At 70.5% G+C, this 17,141-nt stretch carries 17 protein-coding genes; 11 read left to right on the forward strand and 6 right to left on the reverse strand.

Translation table 11 applies throughout. From position 1 onward, the window contains the following. Positions 1-49 precede the first annotated feature (49 nt). The 3 genes from FJM51_RS00355 (at position 50) to FJM51_RS00365 (ending at position 1,983) form a co-directional block, all read left to right on the forward strand. Entirely contained in the window at positions 50-787 is a 738-nt protein-coding gene (locus tag FJM51_RS00355) for a sulfotransferase family 2 domain-containing protein (protein ID WP_140452118.1), read from the forward strand. A 72-nt stretch (positions 788-859) separates the two neighbouring features. Beyond that, a complete protein-coding gene (locus tag FJM51_RS00360; RefSeq protein WP_140452119.1) occupies positions 860-1,324 on the forward strand; it encodes a CreA family protein in 465 nt (154 codons plus the stop codon). Continuing rightward, positions 1,315-1,983 carry a thiamine diphosphokinase gene (locus FJM51_RS00365; protein ID WP_140452120.1) on the forward strand — a complete coding sequence of 223 codons (669 nt, stop codon included), beginning with the start codon at positions 1,315-1,317 and terminating at the stop codon, positions 1,981-1,983. Before FJM51_RS00360 ends, FJM51_RS00365 begins: the two co-directional genes overlap by 10 nt. On the opposite strand, the gene FJM51_RS00370 is transcribed toward FJM51_RS00365, so the two are convergent. Continuing rightward, entirely contained in the window at positions 1,984-2,646 is a 663-nt protein-coding gene (locus FJM51_RS00370) for a TetR/AcrR family transcriptional regulator (RefSeq protein WP_140452121.1), read from the reverse strand. It abuts the gene before it with no gap. Positions 2,647-2,980: 334 nt separating this feature from the next. On the opposite strand from FJM51_RS00370, the gene FJM51_RS00375 reads away from it, so the two are divergent. The 7 genes from FJM51_RS00375 (at position 2,981) to FJM51_RS00405 (ending at position 9,776) form a co-directional block, all read left to right on the forward strand. Beyond that, positions 2,981-3,199 carry a hypothetical protein gene (locus FJM51_RS00375; protein ID WP_140452122.1) on the forward strand — a complete coding sequence of 73 codons (219 nt, stop codon included), beginning with the start codon at positions 2,981-2,983 and terminating at the stop codon, positions 3,197-3,199. A gap of 239 nt (positions 3,200-3,438) precedes the next feature. After that, on the forward strand, positions 3,439-4,209 hold the full coding sequence (rpiA, locus tag FJM51_RS00380) for a ribose-5-phosphate isomerase RpiA (RefSeq protein WP_438502744.1): 771 nt from the start codon (positions 3,439-3,441) through the stop codon (positions 4,207-4,209). Beyond that, positions 4,206-5,558: a glutathione-disulfide reductase gene (gene gor, locus FJM51_RS00385; RefSeq protein ID WP_140452124.1), complete on the forward strand. Its 1,353-nt coding sequence runs from the start codon at positions 4,206-4,208 to the stop codon at positions 5,556-5,558. The genes rpiA and gor overlap by 4 nt, the downstream gene beginning before the upstream one ends. A 108-nt stretch (positions 5,559-5,666) precedes the next feature. After that, positions 5,667-6,836 (forward strand): FtsH protease activity modulator HflK, encoded by a 1,170-nt coding sequence (gene hflK / locus FJM51_RS00390; RefSeq protein ID WP_140452125.1) that lies wholly within the window; start codon positions 5,667-5,669, stop codon positions 6,834-6,836. Next, on the forward strand, positions 6,833-7,819 hold the full coding sequence (gene hflC / locus FJM51_RS00395) for a protease modulator HflC (RefSeq protein WP_140452126.1): 987 nt from the start codon (positions 6,833-6,835) through the stop codon (positions 7,817-7,819). The genes hflK and hflC overlap by 4 nt, the downstream gene beginning before the upstream one ends. Before the next feature lie 3 nt (positions 7,820-7,822). Further along, positions 7,823-8,023, forward strand: a complete 201-nt coding sequence (locus tag FJM51_RS00400; RefSeq protein ID WP_140452127.1) for a DUF2065 family protein — start codon at positions 7,823-7,825, stop codon at positions 8,021-8,023. A gap of 307 nt (positions 8,024-8,330) precedes the next feature. Beyond that, positions 8,331-9,776 (forward strand): DegQ family serine endoprotease, encoded by a 1,446-nt coding sequence (locus tag FJM51_RS00405; RefSeq protein ID WP_140452510.1) that lies wholly within the window; start codon positions 8,331-8,333, stop codon positions 9,774-9,776. Positions 9,777-9,884: 108 nt separating this feature from the next. Here FJM51_RS00405 and FJM51_RS00410 read toward each other — a convergent pair whose 3' ends face one another. Beyond that, positions 9,885-11,435 carry a DHA2 family efflux MFS transporter permease subunit gene (locus FJM51_RS00410; RefSeq protein ID WP_140452128.1) on the reverse strand — a complete coding sequence of 517 codons (1,551 nt, stop codon included), beginning with the start codon at positions 11,433-11,435 and terminating at the stop codon, positions 9,885-9,887. 92 nt (positions 11,436-11,527) lie between these two features. Then, the gene (locus tag FJM51_RS00415; RefSeq protein WP_140452129.1) at positions 11,528-12,787 is read right to left on the reverse strand and encodes an HlyD family secretion protein; all 1,260 of its coding nucleotides are present in this window, start codon (positions 12,785-12,787) and stop codon (positions 11,528-11,530) included. Positions 12,788-13,008: 221 nt separating this feature from the next. Between FJM51_RS00415 and FJM51_RS00420 the strand changes: the two genes are divergently transcribed. Next, positions 13,009-13,665: a TetR/AcrR family transcriptional regulator gene (locus tag FJM51_RS00420; protein ID WP_140452130.1), complete on the forward strand. Its 657-nt coding sequence runs from the start codon at positions 13,009-13,011 to the stop codon at positions 13,663-13,665. On the opposite strand, the gene pstB is transcribed toward FJM51_RS00420, so the two are convergent. Genes pstB through pstC form a run of 3 tightly spaced genes read right to left on the reverse strand, consistent with a single transcriptional unit; the run spans position 13,647 to position 17,138 of the window. After that, complete coding sequence (gene pstB / locus FJM51_RS00425) at positions 13,647-14,465, reverse strand: phosphate ABC transporter ATP-binding protein PstB (RefSeq protein WP_210240182.1); 819 nt, start codon at positions 14,463-14,465, stop codon at positions 13,647-13,649. The genes FJM51_RS00420 and pstB overlap by 19 nt on opposite strands. 13 nt (positions 14,466-14,478) lie before the next feature. Further along, positions 14,479-15,753, reverse strand: a complete 1,275-nt coding sequence (gene pstA, locus FJM51_RS00430) for a phosphate ABC transporter permease PstA (protein ID WP_140452131.1) — start codon at positions 15,751-15,753, stop codon at positions 14,479-14,481. Next, positions 15,750-17,138, reverse strand: coding sequence for a phosphate ABC transporter permease subunit PstC (pstC, locus tag FJM51_RS00435; RefSeq protein WP_140452132.1), 1,389 nt, complete (start codon positions 17,136-17,138; stop codon positions 15,750-15,752). The genes pstA and pstC overlap by 4 nt, the downstream gene beginning before the upstream one ends. Positions 17,139-17,141 lie beyond the last annotated feature (3 nt).

The raw sequence follows: 17,141 nt of genomic DNA on the forward strand, positions 1-17,141 counted from the left end.
CCTCACGCCGCGGTGCCGCATAGTTGTCCGGAGCGACCGGAGGGCCAGCATGATCGTATCCCATGCCAGAAAGTTCATCTTCCTGAAGACCCACAAGACCGCGGGGACCTCGCTCGAAATCGCCCTGTCGAAATACTGCGGTCCGGAAGACATCCTCACCCCCATCGCCTCCGACGAGGGGATCCGGCGCGAAATCGCCGGAATCGGCGCGCAGAACTACGGGCGGCCGATTTCCCAGTATGGTCCGGGACACTACTACGCGCGCTTCATCCGGCGCGAAATTCCCGCCGCCTATACCGAACACATGCGGGCGGTCGACGCGCGCGAGCGTCTCGGCGAGAAGGTCTGGAACGCCTATTTCAAGTTCACGATCGTCCGCAATCCGTTCGACCGGATCCTCAGCCGCTATCACTGGACGATGAAGACGCGGCCGCATCTGGCGGCGCGCTGGGGCGTCACGGATCTCGGTTCCTTCATCCGCTACCGGGCCGATTACGTGAACGAGAACTGGCTGACCTATACCTCGGGCGACAGGCTTCTCGTCGATGACACGGTGCGCTACGAGCATCGCGAGGAGGATCTCGCGCGGATCAGCGAACGGATCGGGCTCGATCACAACCTGCACGAGGACATGAGCCGGATCAACGCGAAGGGCAGCTTCCGGCCGAAGGCCGAGCGGTCCGAGAGCCTGCTCGGACCGGGCGAGATCGCCCTCGTGCGCGGCCTCTGCGCGGCGGAGATCGCGCGCTTCGGCTACGAACCGATGGGCGCGCGCAGCGCCGCCTGAGGGCGCGGCCGCTTTCCTCCCCGGCGTCGCTCCTGTAACGGTGGGGCCGAGGAAGATCGCGGGAGGATCGGGATGTCGCGTCGCGCCTTGCTGTTGGGACTGGGGCTCGCACTGGCCTCCGGCGCCGGAGTCGCGCGGGCCGACGAGGTGGGCGAGGTCACGACCGCGTTCAAGCTGCTCGGCGCGAACCACAAGATCGTCGTCGAGGCCTTCGACGATCCCAAGGTCGAGGGGGTGAGCTGCTTCATCAGCCGCGCCCGTACCGGCGGGATCAAGGGCTCGCTCGGCATCGCCGAGGATACGTCGGACGCCTCGATCAACTGCCAGCAGACCGGGCCGGTGCATTTCCGCGAGGACCTGGAGGATGGCGAGGAGGTGTTCAGCCAGCGCGCCTCGATCATGTTCAAGCGCATCCAGGTCGTGCGCTTCCAGGACAAGGCGCGCAACGCGCTGGTCTATCTCACCTATTCCGACAAGCTGATCGACGGCTCGCCCAAGAACAGCGTCTCGGCGGTCGTCATCCGCGATTGGAACTGAGACCGGTCCTCTATCGCGCGGCGGGTCCCGTCACGCTCGTCGGCGGTGGGCCCGTGACGCCCGCCGCGCTCGCCGCCGCGCTCGCGCTCGCGCCGGAGGTCTACGCGGCCGACGGGGGAGGGGATGTCGCGCTGCCGGCGGGCCATCGGCTGCGCGCGATCATCGGCGACATCGATTCGCTCGGCTCCGACCCCGCGCGGGAGGGCGCGCCGCCGGTGCACCGGATCGCCGAGCAGGACACGACCGATCTCGAGAAATGCCTCTATTCGATCGAGGCGCCGCTCTATCTCGGGGTGGGCTTCCTCGGCGGGCGGGTCGATCACGAACTGGCCGCGCTCAACGCGCTCGCGCGCCATCCGGAGCGGCGGATGATCCTGATCGGGGAGAGCGATCTCTGCCTGCGCTGCCCGGAGGCGGGGCTCCGGCTGAGCGCCGAGGCCGGCGAGCGGGTCTCGCTCTTTCCGATGGGGCCGGCGCGGGGCACGCGGTCGGTGGGGCTCACCTGGCCGGTGACCGATCTCGAGCTCGCCCCGGCGGGGCGGATCGGCACGTCCAACAGCGCGCTCGGCGGGCCGCTCGAGATCGGTTTCTCCGGGGGGCCGGTGCTCGTGATCCTGCCCGTCGGCCATCTCGGGCAGGTCACGCGGAGCCTCGGCTGATCAGTCGCGCCGGCCGAAGGCGCGCAGAAAGGTCTCGACCGTCCGGCGCGCGTGCCGTTCGATCTCCTCCGCGTCCGGCGGATCGCCGATCCGGAACAGCCGGCGGTGGAACAGGTCGGCCTTGCAGATGCCGTAGAAGACATGCGCCGCGTAATCCGGGTCGAGATCCACGAGTTCGCCCCGCTTCACCGCGAGATCGAGCGCGGGGGCGAGGCGGGTCCGGTTCATCTCCGATCCGGTGTCGTAGAAGGTGCGGCCGATGTCGGGGAAGCGCGCCGTCTCGCCGACGGCGATCCGGTAGATGCTCTGCCCGAATTCGCCGAGGCTGAAGTTCAGCACGTCGCGCGCGAGATCGAGCAGGAATTCCGCGATCGGCCGGTCGTGATAGCCGAGTTCGGGATGCAGATTGGCCTGGGTCCGGCATTCCTGCGCCAGAACCGCGCTGAAGAGCGCCGCCTTGTCGGGGAAGTGGCGGTAGAGCGTGGCCTTGGAGATGCCAGCCGAGCGGGCGATGTCATCGACGCTCGCCCCCTCGTAGCCGTCGCTGAGGAACACCTGGCGCGCGCCGGCCAGCACCTGCGCGCATTTCTGCTCGCCGCGTTCCGCCCGGCTCATCGCGCCGCCCGCGCAGGGGTCGCAGGGGATCGTCGGTTCGTGCTTCATCCTCACACCCCACCGGCTCGCTGGCGGTTCAGCTTTTCGTGAGCAGCCTAGCAGCGCCAATTCGCGAAGTCCAATCGCCGCGGCGTCCCGGTGCCTGTTCGGGCAGGGGCGCCCGGCCCGTGTTGCCTCTTAATTGGGCATCGGAACGGGGGATCGCAAGGGTCGCCGGGGGCGCCAGGAGGGCGGCGCGGGGGCGGCTCGAAAAAATGTGAACTGAACGGTATCGTTCACCCTTGACCCCGCGGGTGGCGGGGTTAATTGGGTACGGCATGAACGAAACAGTTTCGTTCGACGCGAAGGCCGAAACGTCTTCGCTGGACCAGGAGAGACAGACATGAAGATTTCCCATGTTCTCGTCGTCGCGGGGGGCCTGCTCGCCGCGGCCGGAGCTTCCTTCGCCGCCGACGGCCAGACGCTGGGCGAACGGCTCGCCAACGGGTCGATGACGCAGCAGCGGTTCAACCAGCTCATTCCCTTCACCGGCCTGACCCCCGATCAGGCGAAGGCGCTCACCCTCGACGAGGTGGTGTCGCTGCGCTGGCAGGACAGCTGAGCGAAGCCCAGGTCCGCCGGTCGCGGGGGACCCCCCCGATTGCCTCGCGACCCTTCCACTGGCCCCTTCGGGGGCCAGTTCCGTTTCGGGGATCCCGGCGCGAGCGGGGCGCGCGCGCGGCGCCGACGGCCGATATGTCCGCGAAAAGGCGATGTTATCAGGCGCGGCGCGGGGATTATCGCCTTCCGGTCCGGGGAGATTGCACCTATAACCCGGGCCATTCCTTCCCGCGCGGAGCCCTGCCCATGTCGATTTCCCCCGCCGACGCCGCGAAACGCGCCGCCGCCGCCCTCGCGCTCGAAAGCGTGGAAGGGGGCATGCGGCTCGGCATCGGGACCGGCTCGACCGCCGTCTGGCTGGTCCGCCTGCTCGCGGAGCGCATCTCCGCGACCGGACTCGACGTCGTCTGCGTGCCGACCTCGGAGGCGACGGCGGCGCTGGCGCGCGAACTCGGCGTGCCGCTCGCCACGCTGGACGAGCTTGGCGCGCTCGATCTCGCCATCGACGGGGCCGACGAATTCGATCCCCGGCTCGACCTGATCAAGGGCGGCGGCGGCGCGCATTTCCGGGAGAAGATCGTCGCCGCGGCGGCGGCGCGCTTCATCGTGATCGCGGACGAGGGCAAGCGGGTGCCGCGGCTCGGCGCCTTCCCGCTGCCCGTCGAGGTGGTCCGCTTCGGCTGGCCCGCGACCGAGGCGGCGATCCGCCGCGCGCTCGAAGGTCTCGACCTCGGCGGCGCGCCGATCCGGCTGCGCGAGAGGGACGGGGCGCCCGCGCTGACGGACGAGGGCAACTACATCCTCGATCTCGCCCTCGGCGCCATTCCCGACGCGCCGGCGCTCGCGCGGCGGCTCGACTCGATCACCGGGGTGGTCGAGCACGGGCTCTTCATCGGCATGGCCGATTGCGTGGCGCTCGGCCGGGCCGACGGAACCGCCGGGATGCTGCGCCGCCTCGCCGCGACGCCCGATCCGCGCGAGATCGACCTGATGCGGGACGAGGACGCATGAGCGGCTTCGATTTCGACCTCTTCGTGATCGGCGCCGGATCCGCCGGGGTCCGCGCCGCGCGCGTCGCGGCCGAGCATGGCGCGCGCGTCGCCGTGGCCGAGGAATACCGCTACGGCGGCACCTGCGTGATCCGGGGCTGCGTGCCGAAGAAGCTGATGGTCTATGCGAGCGGCTTCTCCGAGATGATCGAGGACGCGGCCGCCTATGGCTGGAACCTCGGACCCGCGAGCTTCGACTGGCCGCGCTTCCTCGCCGCGAAGGATCACGAGATCGCGCGGCTCGAGGGGATCTACAAGTCCGTGCTCGAACGCGCCGGGGCGGAGGTCTTCCACCAGCGCGCGAGCCTCGTCGATCCGCATAGGGTCCGGATCGCGGACGGGCGGGAATTCTCGACCGGGCACGTGCTGATCGCGACCGGCGGCGCGCCCTTCGTGCCCGACATCCCGGGCGCCGAACTGGGCGTCACCTCGAACGAGATGTTCGAGCTTTCCGACCTGCCGCGGCGCGCGATCGTGGTCGGCGGCGGCTACATCGCCTGCGAATTCGCCGGCATCCTGAACGGGCTCGGCGTCGAGGTGACGCAGCTCTACCGCCGCGAGCGGATCCTGCGCGGCTTCGACGAGGACGTGCGGGTCCATGTCGAGGAGGCGATGCGCGCGCGCGGCGTCGACATCTGGATCGGCGCGGATGTGACCGCGCTCCGCCGCGCCGAGGGCGGGGAGATCGTCGCGACGCTCGACCAGGGCGGCGAGATCGAGACCGACCTCGTGCTCTTCGCCACCGGCCGGCGCCCGAATACCGGGGGGCTCGGCCTCGCGGAACTCGGGGTGCGGTTCCGCGACGACGGCGCGATCGCGGTGGACGAATGGTCGCAGACCGCCGTGCCCTCGATCTACGCCGCGGGCGACGTGACCGGGCGCGCGGAACTGACGCCCGTCGCGATCCGCGAGGGCCAGGCCTTCGCGGAGACCGTCTTCGGCGGGACGCCGGTCAGGCCCGAGCATGTGCTCATCCCCACCGCCGTCTTCACCCAGCCCGAGATCGGGACAGTGGGGCTGACCGAGGCGGAGGCGCGCGGGAAGGGCGAGGTGGAGATCTACCGCGCCGCCTTCCGGCCGATGCTGAACATCCTCGCCGGGCGCGACGAGAAGATGCTGATGAAGCTCGTCGTGGGCGCGGGGCGCCGGGTGCTCGGCTGCCACATCGTCGGCCACGGCGCGGGCGAGATGATCCAGCTCGCGGCCGTGGCGATCCGGATGGGAGCCACCAAGGAGGATTTCGACCGGACCATCGCGGTGCATCCGACGGCGGCCGAGGAACTCGTGACCATGCGGACCCCGGTCGCCTGAACGGGCGCGGGGACGGGGGCGCGCGCTCGGGCGCGCGCTCGGGTCGCACTTGAATTCGCCGCTGGCAATGAACAGGGTTCAGCGCGCACGGGAACGAGAGGAGGCGGGATGCCCTACAGCAATAACGGCGGTCCCTGGGGAGGCGGCGGTGGCGGCAACAAGGGCGGCGGACGCGGCCCCTGGGATTCCGGCGGCGGCGACGACGACCGCGGCGACAAGGGCGGCGGCAACCGCGGGCAGGGACCGGTTCCCGAGATCGACGAGATCGTGCGCAAGGGCCGCGAGCAGCTTCGCGTCCTGATGGGTGGCCGGGGCTCGCGCGGATCGGGCGGCGGCGGCGGCGGGGGCGGCGGCGGTCAGGGCACGGGCACGCTGCTCCTGATCGGCGCGGGGCTCGCGGTCATCCTGTGGCTCTTCCTGTCCTTCTACCAGGTCCGGCCCGAGGAACAGTCGGTCGAGCTTACCTTCGGCAAGTGTCGGGGCGACTGCGTGGGCCAGCCGGGCCTGAACTTCGCGCCCTGGCCGATCGTGAAATACGAGATCATCCCGGTGACGCGCGAGAATACCGAGGAGATCGGCGGCGACGCGGGCCGCGGCGCGCGCAACGGGCTGATGCTGACGGGCGACGAGAACATCGTCGACATTTCCTTCGGCGTCGTCTGGAACGTCCGCGATCCGGCGCAGTACCTCTTCAACCTCTCCAATCCGACCTCGACCATCCAGGCGGTGTCGGAATCGGCGATGCGCGAAGTCATCTCCCGCTCCGAACTGTCGCCGATCCTGAACCGCGACCGCGGCGTGATCGCGCAGGAGGTGCGCCAGATCATCCAGACCACGCTCGACGACTATGGCTCGGGCGTGAACATCATCCGCCTGAACTTCGACCGCGCCGATCCGCCGACCGAGGTGATCGACAGCTTCCGCGACGTGCAGGCGGCGCGGCAGGAACGTTCGACGCTGCAGAACCAGGCGGACGCCTATGCCAACAAGACCCTCGCGGGCGCCCGCGGCCAGTCGGCGCAGACGCTGCAGGAGGCCGAGGGCTACCGCGCGCAGGTGGTGAACGCCGCGACCGGCGAGGCGAGCCGGTTCAAGGCGGTGCAGGAGCAGTATGTGAAGGCGCCGGAAGTGACCCGCGAGCGGCTCTATCTCGAGACGATGGAACAGGTGCTCGGCGACGTGCAGATGTTCCTGATGGACACGCAGGGCGAGAGCGGCCTCGTTCCCTACCTGCCTCTCAACGAACTCCGCCAGCAGCCGCGGGAGACCCAGCAATGACCCGCGCCCCGATCCTCATCGCGATCCTCCTCGCGCTCGTCTTCGTGGCCATGAACGCCTTCTTCACCGTGGACGAGCGGGAGCGGGCCATGGTGCTGCAGTTCGGCCAGGTGAAGGCGGTCAAGAACGAGCCGGGGCTCGCCTTCAAGGTGCCCTTCATCCAGAACGTCGTCTTCTACGACGCGCGCATCCAGGGGCTCGACACCGACAAGCTCGAGGTCACGCCGCTCGACGACCGCCGGCTGATCGTCGACGCCTTCGCCCGCTGGCGCATCGCCGACGTGCAGCAGTTCCGCCGCGCGGTCGGCGCGGGCGGCATGACGGCGGCGACGCAGCGGCTGCAGGCGATCCTGACCGCCAATGTCCGCGAGGCGCTGGGCGCCGTTCGCTCCGAGGCGGTGCTCTCGGCCGACCGCGTGGGGCTCATGAACCGCATCCGCGACGAGGCGCGGCAGGAGGCGAAGGCGCTCGGCATCGACGTGATCGACGTGCGGCTGAAGCGCGCGGACCTGCCGGAGGAGAACCTTCAGGCGACCTTCGAGCGGATGAAGGCCGAGCGCGTGCGCGAGGCCACCGACGAGCGCGCCCGCGGCCAGGAGGCGGCGCAGCGCACCCGCGCCCAGGCCGACCGCACCGCGCTCGAGATCATCTCCGAGGCGGACCGCGACGCGAACATCGTCCGCGGCGAGGCGGATGCCGAGCGCAACCGGATCCTCGCCGGGGCCTATTCGGCCGATCAGGAATTCTTCGCCTTCATGCGGTCGATGGATGCCTATCGCAAGGCGCTGACGGCGAAGAACACGACCATCGTGCTCGGGCCGGACGGGGATTTCTTCAACTACCTCAACTCGCCGCGTTCGGCGCGGGCGGGGTCCGGAGAGCCGCCCGCGCCGCCGGCCATCGAGGGGGAGGTCGCGCCCGACGAGCCGGCGCCCGCCGATGCCGCGCCCGCCGAGCCCGCGCCCGCCGACGCGGCCAACTGAGGCATGCTCGGTTCGCCGCTTCAGCTCATCCTCTGGGGCCTCGGCGTCGCCGCGGTCCTGGAGGGGCTGGTCCTCGCCCTCGCGCCGCGCCATCTCGGCGCGGTGCTCGAACTGCTGTCGCGTCTCGACATGACCCGCCGCCGCGAGATCGGCCTCGCGGTGCTCGCGGTCGGTGTTATGCTGATGTGGCTCGCTCACGCCTGAGTGACGCGACTCGCCGGCCCGCCCGCGCTTTCGAGAGCATCGCGGGCGGATCGGCAGTATTCGCGCGCGCGCCCCGTAACACCCCCGTGACGGCACAAAGGCGTGACTTGCGAACAGGCGCCAATGATTTCTACTGACGTGCAAGCAGTGCCTCCCCCGAAACCCGCGGCGACGGCACGGCGCAAGAATTCGAGGAGGTAGAAAGTTGAACAGTCTGCACGACACTCCGGCGGAGGTGTCCCGCGCCCGCCGGCGGTTCGCCGCGGGAGGCCCCGGAAAGGCCCTCGCCTCGGTCGGACTGGCCGTGATGCTGACGCTGAGCACCGCCGGAACCATGCCGGCCTTCGCCGAGGTGCCGGCGGCGGGCACGATCCCCGGAAGCTTCGCCGACCTCGCCGAGAAGCTCAGCCCCGCCGTGGTCGACATCACCACCACGACCCGCGTCGCCCAAGTCGATCGCGGCCCGCGCCCGGTCCTGCCCCCGGGCTCGCCCTTCGAGGAATTCTTCCGCGACTTCATGGATCGCAACGGCGGCCCGGGCGGCCCCGGCATGCCGCCGGGCCCGCGCGGTCCCGAGCGCTCCACCGCGCTCGGCTCGGGCTTCATCATCTCGGCCGACGGCTACATCGTCACGAACAACCACGTGATCGACGGCGCGGACGAGATCCGGATCGAGTTTCTCGACGGCAATTCGCTGCCCGCCAAGGTCGTCGGCACCGACACGCGGACCGACGTCGCGCTGCTGAAGATCGACAGCCCCGACCCGCTGCCCTTCGTGCATTTCGGCGACAGCGACAAGATGCGCGTCGGCGACTGGGTGATGGCGATTGGCAACCCGCTCGGCCAGGGCTTCTCGGTCTCGGCCGGCATCGTCTCGGCGCGCAACCGCACGCTGCAGGGCTCCTATGACGACTTCATCCAGACCGACGCCGCGATCAACCGCGGCAATTCGGGCGGGCCGCTCTTCAACACCAATGGCGAGGTGATCGGCGTCAATACCGCGATCCTGTCGCCCAACGGCGGCTCGATCGGCATCGGCTTCGCGATGTCCTCGGCGGTGGTGAGCCGCGTCGTCGACCAGCTCAAGACCTATGGCGAGACCCGCCGCGGCTGGCTCGGCGTGCGGATCCAGAACGTCGACCCGGACGCGGCGAACGCGCTCGGCCTCAAGCAAGCCAAGGGCGCGCTCGTCACCGAGGTGCCGGAGGGACCCGCGCAGCAGGCGGGGATGAAGCCGGGCGACGTGATCCTGAAGTTCGGCGACGAGGCGATCGACGACACGCGCGAGCTTGTCCGGGTCGTGGCCGACACCGCCGTGGGCACCGATGTTCCGGTCGTCGTCTACCGCGACGGCAAGGAGCAGACGCTGAAGGTCGCGATCGGCAAGCTCGAGGAGACGACGCTGGCCGCGGCGCCGGGCGGCATGGAAGGCCCGGGCCAGGCGCAGTCGGACCAGGCGCAGGTCCTCGGGATGACCGTGGCGCCGATCACCGACGAGCTGCGCCAGCAGTACCAGCTCGATGACTCGCTCTCCGGGCTCATCGTCACGGCGGTCGAGGATTCCTCCGACGCCTATTCCAAGGGCATCCGCGAGGGCGACGTGATCGCCAAGGTCGGCCAGGACGACGTCGGGAGCGCCAAGGATCTGCGCGCCAAGATCGACGCGGCCGAGAGTGCTGGCCGCAACTCCATCCTGCTTCTCGTCGAGCACGAGGGCGGACCCCGCTTCATCGCCCTGAACCTCAGCAACTGACGGAAACGTCGGGGCTGAGCCCCGGGCCCTGGAGATCGAAACCCAACCGAGAAGGGCCCGCCCGCGGAAGACGCGGACGGGCCCAAATCTTTTCCGGGCGGGGGCCCCTCAGTGGGCGGGGGCGCCGGCCGGGCCGCGCGGCTTCTGCACCAGCGGCACGAGAAGGACCATCGCCGCGAAGATGATCGAGAGCAGCAGGAAGATGTCCGAGAAGGCCATCACCTTCGCCTGCTGCGCCACCATCGCGTTGATCCGGCCGAGCGCCGCGGCGTCGGCGAGATTGCCGAGCGCGGGCCGCATCCCGGCGGCGATCTCGGCCAGCCGGCTCTCCGCGATCCGCGAGCCCCAGCGCACGTGCTCCGCGAGCTGGGCGGTGTGGATGTCGCCGCGCGCCTGCAGGACGGTGTTGATCCCGGCGAGCCCGACCGCGCCGCCGAGGTTGCGGGTGAGGTTGAAGAGCCCGCTCGCGTTCTTGATCCGCGCTGGCGGCAGCGTGCCGAGCGCGAGCTGGTTGATCGGCACCATGCAGAGCATCAGCGAGACGCCGCGCAGCGCCTGCGGGAAGAAGAGCTGGCCGAAGGCCCAGTCCGCGGTGATCGGCGTCAGTTCGAAGGCCGAGACCGCGAAGCCGACGAGGCCGACGAAGATGAGCCGGCGCGGATCCGTCTTGCGGGTGAGCACGCCGACGACGGGCGCGGTCAGGAACATGAAGACGCCGGTGACGAAGACCGTCTCCCCGATCTGGAGCGAGGTATAGCCGCGGATCCAGGCGAGATAGAGCGGATAGAGATAGGTAAGCCCGTAGAGGCCGATGCCGAGCACGAAGGTCAGGATCGAGCCGACGGCGAAGTTGCGGTCGGTGAAGGCGGTCAGATCGACGATCGGCGTCTTGGCGGTCAGCGCGCGCCAGAAGAAGAGCCCGCCGGAGACCGCCGCCAGCAGCGCGAGCATCGAGATGCCGCTGTCGTCGAACCAGTCGTTCTTCTGCCCCTCCTCCATCACGTATTCGAGGCTGCCGAGGAAGACCGCCATGAAGAGCAGGCCGAGGAAGTCGAAGCGGCGGAGCAGCCCGCGCTCCGGCTCGTCGAAATCGACCATGGTCCAGGCGATCGCCGTCGCGATGATCCCGGGGATCACGTTGACGAGGAAGAGCCAGTGCCAGGAGAAGAGCTCGGTCAGGTATCCGCCGACCGTCGGGCCGATCGTGGGGGCGAGCGTCACGGTGAGGCCGACGAGCGCCATCACCATCGGCTGGCGCGAGCGCGGGAAGACGGTATAGGCGGCCGCGAAGGCGGTCGGGATCATGCCGCCGCCGATGAAGCCCTGCAGCGCGCGGTAGAGGATCATCTGGTCGAGCGTGGTCGCCGTCGCGCAGAGCGCGCTCGCCAGCGTGAAGCCGCCGGCGCAGATCGAGAAGAAGACCCGGGTCGAGAGCGCCCGGGCGAGGAAGCCCGAGAGCGGGATCATGATCACCTCGGCGATCAGGTAGCTCGTCTGCACCCAGCTCACCTCGTCCGGCGCGGCCGAGAGCCCGGCCTGGATCTGGCTCAGCGACGAGGAGACGATCTGGATGTCGAGGATCGCCATGAACATGCCGAAGACCAGCGCGAAGAAGGCGATCAGCTTCCGGGGCGATACGTGTTGCTCGGGTTCGGACATGTCGGTTTCCCTCCCGCTCCGGCGGCGGGCCGCGAGCGTGATCACTTGTCCCGGGGCGCGCGAGCGCGCGCCGGGAGGCGGGGACGTCCGCGTCAGCGCGCGGGCGTCTCGTTGGCGGAGAGGCGGGCGCCTTCCGGGGCGCCGGCCGGCGCTCCGGGCGCCGGGGAGTCCGGGCTGGTCCGGGGATCGGCGGTCGCCACGACCGAGAGGCCCGGGCGCAGCCAGCCGGCGCGCGCGACCTCCTCCGGCACCGCGATCCGGACCGGGAGGCGCTGGACGACCTTGGTGAAGTTGCCGGTCGCGTTCTCCGGCGGCAGCAGGCTGAAGACCGAGCCCGAGGCCGGGGAGACGCCCTGCAGCGTGCCGGTGAAGGCGCGGTCGGGGAAGGCGTCGACCTCCACCTCGACCCGGGTGCCCGGCGCCAGCTGCTCGATCTGCGTCTCCTTGTAGTTCGCCTCGATATAGACCTGGCCGAGCGGGACCACCGCGAGCAGCCGCGCGCCCGGCGTCACGTAATCGCCGGTCGCGACCGAGAGGTTGCCGACCACGCCGTCGGTCGGCGCGCGCAGCACGGTGTCGTCGAGATCGCGCCGGGCCTTGTCGCGGGAGGCGGTGAGGCCCGAGAGCACGGCGCGGGCCTCGCTCGCCTGGGCCTCGACCACGCGCAGATCGGCCTGGGCGGTCAGCACGCCCGCCTCCGCCTCGCTCACGTCGGCGTCGGCGGTGGCCGAGGCCGCGCGCGCCGCCTCGAGCTTCTGCGAGGTGGCGACGTCGGTCTTGGCAAGCTCGGTATAGCGTTTCAGGTCGGCCTCGGCCTGGACCTGCACCGCCTTCGCGGCGGTGACCTTGGCCTCGGACTGGGTGATCGCGGCCTTCGCCGCCTCCGCCTGCCGGTTGATCCGGTCGACCGAGGCGAGCTGCGCGTCGAGCTGCGACTGGGCGAGGTTCAGCGCGTCGCGGTAGTCGCCGTCGCGCAGGATCACCAGCGGGTCGCCGGCCTTCACATGCTCGTTCTCGCGCGCGGGGACGGAGGCGACGTAGCCGGTCACCTTGGGCGCGAGGATCGCGAAATCGGCCTGCACATAGGCGTCGTCGGTGGAGACGAGGAAGCGCCCGTTGGTCCAGTAGTCATGCCCGTACCAGCCGCCCGCGACGATCGCGGCGAGGGCGAGCGCGCCGAGCACGATCCGCTTGCGCGACCCGCCCTTCGCCTCGTCCCCGGTCTCGCGGGGCTGTTCGGGCGCGGCGGCGGTGGCCTCCGGCTGCCCGGCGGGCTCACTCCGCTCCGCGGTCGGGGCGTCGGCGGCCAAGGGCGAGCGGTCGGCCGGCAGGTTGTCGAGATCCTTGGGCATGGCGGGATGTCCTTGTCGGCGAGCGGCGACGGTCGGTCTGGAGGGCTTCGGTCGGTCCGGCGCGGCGACTCGCCGCTGACTGAACCGTTCGGTTCAGGGGTGGACATAGCGCGGGCGGGCTCCGAAATCAAGCTGACCGAACGGTTCGGTCATTGATTTTTCCCGCGGGCCGTAGCATGCATTGCGACGCGTCCACGGCTCCTCGAAAGGAATTCCACGCGATGAAACCCGCGCCCCTCGCGGCTGGTTCCGGGGCCGAGGGCTCCCGGACCGACGGCGCCGACGGCGCGAAGCGCCGGCAGATCCTCGACGGCGCCCGGCGCTGCTTTCTCGCCTCGGGCTTCGAGGGGGCGAGCATGGGCGAGATCGCACGCGAGGCGAAAGTGTCCAAGGGCACGCTCTACGTCTATTTCGACAGCAAGGAGGCGCTGTTCGAGGCGCTGATCGACGAGAAGAAGCGCGACACCGCCGAGCGGATGCTGACGCTCGAGGATACGAGCGGCCCGGTCGGCGATGTGATGCGGGCCTTCGGCGCCCAGCTCATCCTCGCGCTGGTGAGGCCCGACCACGTGGCGCTGGTCCGCCTCGTCATCGGCGCCTCGGAGCGGTTTCCCGAGATCGCGCGCACGCTGTTCGAAAGCGGGCCGGAGCATGGGGCGAAGCGGCTGGAGCAATTCCTGCGCGAGCGTCAGGCGCGGGGCGAACTCGGATCGCGCGACATGACGACCGCGGCCTGGCAGTTCATCGGCATGTGCTACCATCGCTCGATGACGGAGGCGCTGCTCGCGGGGCTGCCCGGGCCGGACTCGGCGACGGCGGCGCGACGCGCGGGCGAGGCGGTGGAGACCTTCCTCGCCGCCTATGGCCCCGGCCGCTGAGCGGCCGAGCGTCCGGTGATGTAATCCTCGGTCTGCCGGCGCCGGGGCGTCGAGAAGATCTCCGCGGTCGGCCCGTCCTCGATCAGCCGGCCGAGGTGGAAGAAGGCGGTGCGCTGGCTCACGCGCGCGGCCTGCTGCATCGAATGGGTGACGATGACGATGGTGTAATTCGCCCGGAGCTCGTCGATCAGTTCCTCGATCACCGCCGTCGCGATCGGATCGAGCGCCGAGGCCGGCTCGTCCATCAGCAGCACCTCGGGCCGGGTCGCGATCGCGCGGGCGATGCAGAGCCGCTGCTGCTGCCCGCCCGAGAGGCTGGTGCCCGGCGCGTCGAGCCGGTCCTTCACCTCCTCGAAGAGTCCGGCGCGGCGCAGCGAGCGGACGACGATCTCGGCGAGTTCCGCCCGCGACCGGGCCATGCCATGGATCCGGGGACCGTAGGCCACGTTCTCGAAGATCGACTTCGGGAAGGGGTTGGGCTTCTGGAACACCATGCCGACGCGGGCGCGCAGTTCGACCACGTCGAGGACGGGATCGTAGACGTTCTCGCCGTCGAGCAGGATCTCGCCTTCCACCCGCGCGCCCGCGATCGTGTCGTTCATCCGGTTGATCGCGCGCAGGAAGGTGGACTTGCCGCAGCCCGAGGGGCCGATCAGCGCCGTGACCTGGTTGCGCGGAATGTCGAGATCGACGCCGAAGAGCGCCTGTTTCGGCCCGTAGAACACATCGACCCCGCGGGTGGAGATCTTGGCGGCCGCCGCGCCGATCGGGGCGACATGGGTCTGGAAGCTCTGGTTCATCCGCCGTCCCCCGCTACGTCTTCCGCTCGAGCCGCTGGCGCAGATAGATCGCGACCGCGTTCATCGCCAGCAGGAACCCGAGCAGTACCAGGATAGCGGCGCAGGTGCGCGAGACAAACCCGTGCTCGGCGCTGCCGGCCCAGATGAAGATCTGCGTCGGGAGCGCCGTCGAGGCCTCGAGGATGCCGCCCGGCGGATCGGTGATGAAGGCGTTCATGCCGATGAGCAGGAGCGGCGCGGTCTCGCCGAGCGCGTGGGCGAGGCCGATGATCGTGCCGGTCAGGATCCCGGGCATGGCGAGCGGCAGCACATGGTGCAGCACGACCTGATGGCGCGAGGCGCCGACGCCGTGCGCCGCCTCGCGGATCGAGCGCGGCACGGCGCGCAGCGCCGCGCGGGTGACGATGATGATCGTGGGCAGCGTCATCAGGCTCAGCACGAGGCCGCCGACGAGCGGCGTGGAGCGCGGCAGCCCGAAGACCCCGATGAGCACCGAGAGGCCGAGCAGGCCGAAGACGATCGAGGGCACGGCCGCGAGGTTGTTGATGTTGACCTCGACCGCGTCGGTGAGGCGGTTGCGCGGCGCGAATTCCTCGAGCCAGACCGCCGCCGCGATCCCCGCCGGGAAGCTCACGACGAAACAGACGAGCAGCATGTAGAACGAGCCGACGATCGCGCCCGCGAGGCCCGCGGTCTCGGGGAAGCGGCTGTTCGAACGGGTGATCAGCTCCCAGTTGAAGGGCCGGCTCACCGCGCCCCGCGCCGTCAGCGCGTCGAAACGGGCGATCTCGCGGTCGGAGAGCTTGCGCCGCTCGGGCGGGGTGTCGCGCGAGGTCAGCCCCTTCCCGAGTTGGTCGTAGGCGTCGGAGACGGGCACGGTGAGGGTGAGGTTTCGCCCGATCAGCGAGGGATCGGCCATGACCGCGTCGCGGATCGCGAACTGGGTGTTGCCGGTGACGATCCCGCCGATCTCGCGCCATTCCGCCATCGTGGTCGGCTGTTCGGGCAGCAGCGCCGCGACGCCCCGGCGCAGGATCAGCCGGTAGGCGCCGATGCCGGGATCGGCCGGATCGATCAGTTCGGGCGAGATCGCGAAGGTGACGCGCAGCTTGGTCTGCGTCAGCGCCGGCGTCGCCCCGATGACCAGCGTCGCGATCAGGACGCCGAGCAGGCCGAGCGCGAGCGAGATCGCACCGAGGCCGAGCAGCCGGAGCAGCCGGTCGGCCCGGTGGCGGCGGCGCCGGCGCGCCTCGGCGGCGCCGCCGCGATGGGGCGCGGGCGCGTTCATTCGTAGGTCTCGCGGTAGCGGCGCACGATCGCGACGCCGATCGTGTTGAGCGCGAGGGTGACGAGGAAGAGGACGAGGCCGAGGGCGAAGGCCGCCAGCGTCTTGGGATTGTCGAAGGCGGTGTCGCCGACGAGGGTCGTCACGATCTGGACGGTCACGGTGGTCACGGAATCGAGCGGGTTCAGCGTCATCGTCGCGATGAGGCCGGCCGCCATCACCACGATCATCGTCTCGCCGATCGCCCGGCTGAGGGCGAGCAGGATGCCGCCCGCGATCCCGGGGAGCGCCGCGGGCAGCAGCACCCGCGTCATCGTCTCCGCCGGCGTCGCGCCCATGGCGAGCGATCCGTCGCGCAGGTCGCGCGGCACGGCGCGGAGCGCGTCGTCGGCGAGCGAGGAGATGAAGGGGATGATCATGCCCCCGATGACGAGTCCGGCCGCGAGCGCGGAATTGGGCGAGGTGGCGAGCCCCATCATCGTGCCGGTCGTCCGGATCGCCGGCGCGACGACGAGGATGGCGAAGAAGCCGTAGACGACCGTCGGCACGCCCGCGAGGATCTCCAGCATCGGCTTCGCCACCCGCCGGAAGCGCGGCGAGGCGTATTCATGCAGATAGACCGCCGAGAGGAGGCCGACCGGCACCGCGAAGGCCATGGCGATCGCCGAGATGAGCAGCGTGCCGAGGAAGACCGGCACCGCGCCGAAGGCGCCCTCGGCGGCGATCTGTCCCGGGCGGGTCGCGATCTGCGGCTCCCAGACGAGGCCGAACAGGAACTCCCCGGGCGGCACGAGGCGGAAGAAGGCCACCGCCTCGTGGACGAGCGACACGATGATCCCGAGCGTGGTGGCGAGCGCGAGTCCCGAGCAGAGGATCATCAGGCCGGAGAGCGCGCCCTCGACCCGGGTCCGGGCACGGAAGCGGGGGGTGAGGCGGGCGCAGGCGAACCAGGCGCCGAGCAGCATCAGCGCGAGGACGACGACGAACATCGCGACATCGCCGATCCGGGACCAGGCCGCGAGCCGCGCCGCCGCCTCGATCACCCCGGGCGAGGCCGGCGCGAGGATCCGGCCCTCCGCGACGTGATGGATCTCGGTCAGCAGCAGGTCGAGCGCCGCCGGGCTCAGGCCCGCCGTCATCTCCGGGGGCAGGGCGCGGGCGAGCAGCCGGTCGATCACCGGCCCCTCCGCCGCGCGCCAGAGCAGGGCGAGGATCAGCGCCGGGATGCCGACCCAGATCGCGACGAAGGCGCCATGATAGGCCGGGACCGAATGCGCCGCCGGCCGGCCGGATCGCCCTTCCGCGGCGAAGCGCCGGGCGGCGGCGCGCCCGGTCAGGAAGGCGGCGAGCGAGAAGGCGATGATCGTGAGGAAGAGGTAGCCCGTCATCCG

The organism is Amaricoccus solimangrovi (genome assembly GCF_006385685.1).
Classification (GTDB): domain Bacteria; phylum Pseudomonadota; class Alphaproteobacteria; order Rhodobacterales; family Rhodobacteraceae; genus Amaricoccus; species Amaricoccus solimangrovi.

What these genes read in the sequence shown, in the direction of transcription:
- FJM51_RS00415 (WP_140452129.1), bottom strand. Translation starts at nt 12,787, where the DNA reads ATGCCCAAGGATCTCGACAACCTGCCGGCCGACCGCTCGCCCTTGGCC.
- FJM51_RS00370 (WP_140452121.1), bottom strand. Translation starts at nt 2,646, where the DNA reads ATGAAGCACGAACCGACGATCCCCTGCGACCCCTGCGCGGGCGGCGCG.
- FJM51_RS00400 (WP_140452127.1), top strand. Translation starts at nt 7,823, where the DNA reads ATGCTCGGTTCGCCGCTTCAGCTCATCCTCTGGGGCCTCGGCGTCGCC.
- FJM51_RS00405 (WP_140452510.1), top strand. Translation starts at nt 8,331, where the DNA reads ATGCTGACGCTGAGCACCGCCGGAACCATGCCGGCCTTCGCCGAGGTG.
- FJM51_RS00375 (WP_140452122.1), top strand. Translation starts at nt 2,981, where the DNA reads ATGAAGATTTCCCATGTTCTCGTCGTCGCGGGGGGCCTGCTCGCCGCG.
- hflK (WP_140452125.1), top strand. Translation starts at nt 5,667, where the DNA reads ATGCCCTACAGCAATAACGGCGGTCCCTGGGGAGGCGGCGGTGGCGGC.
- hflC (WP_140452126.1), top strand. Translation starts at nt 6,833, where the DNA reads ATGACCCGCGCCCCGATCCTCATCGCGATCCTCCTCGCGCTCGTCTTC.
- FJM51_RS00420 (WP_140452130.1), top strand. Translation starts at nt 13,009, where the DNA reads ATGAAACCCGCGCCCCTCGCGGCTGGTTCCGGGGCCGAGGGCTCCCGG.
- FJM51_RS00355 (WP_140452118.1), top strand. Translation starts at nt 50, where the DNA reads ATGATCGTATCCCATGCCAGAAAGTTCATCTTCCTGAAGACCCACAAG.
- FJM51_RS00360 (WP_140452119.1), top strand. Translation starts at nt 860, where the DNA reads ATGTCGCGTCGCGCCTTGCTGTTGGGACTGGGGCTCGCACTGGCCTCC.
- pstC (WP_140452132.1), bottom strand. Translation starts at nt 17,138, where the DNA reads ATGACGGGCTACCTCTTCCTCACGATCATCGCCTTCTCGCTCGCCGCC.
- gor (WP_140452124.1), top strand. Translation starts at nt 4,206, where the DNA reads ATGAGCGGCTTCGATTTCGACCTCTTCGTGATCGGCGCCGGATCCGCC.
- FJM51_RS00410 (WP_140452128.1), bottom strand. Translation starts at nt 11,435, where the DNA reads ATGTCCGAACCCGAGCAACACGTATCGCCCCGGAAGCTGATCGCCTTC.
- pstA (WP_140452131.1), bottom strand. Translation starts at nt 15,753, where the DNA reads ATGAACGCGCCCGCGCCCCATCGCGGCGGCGCCGCCGAGGCGCGCCGG.
- pstB (WP_210240182.1), bottom strand. Translation starts at nt 14,465, where the DNA reads ATGAACCAGAGCTTCCAGACCCATGTCGCCCCGATCGGCGCGGCGGCC.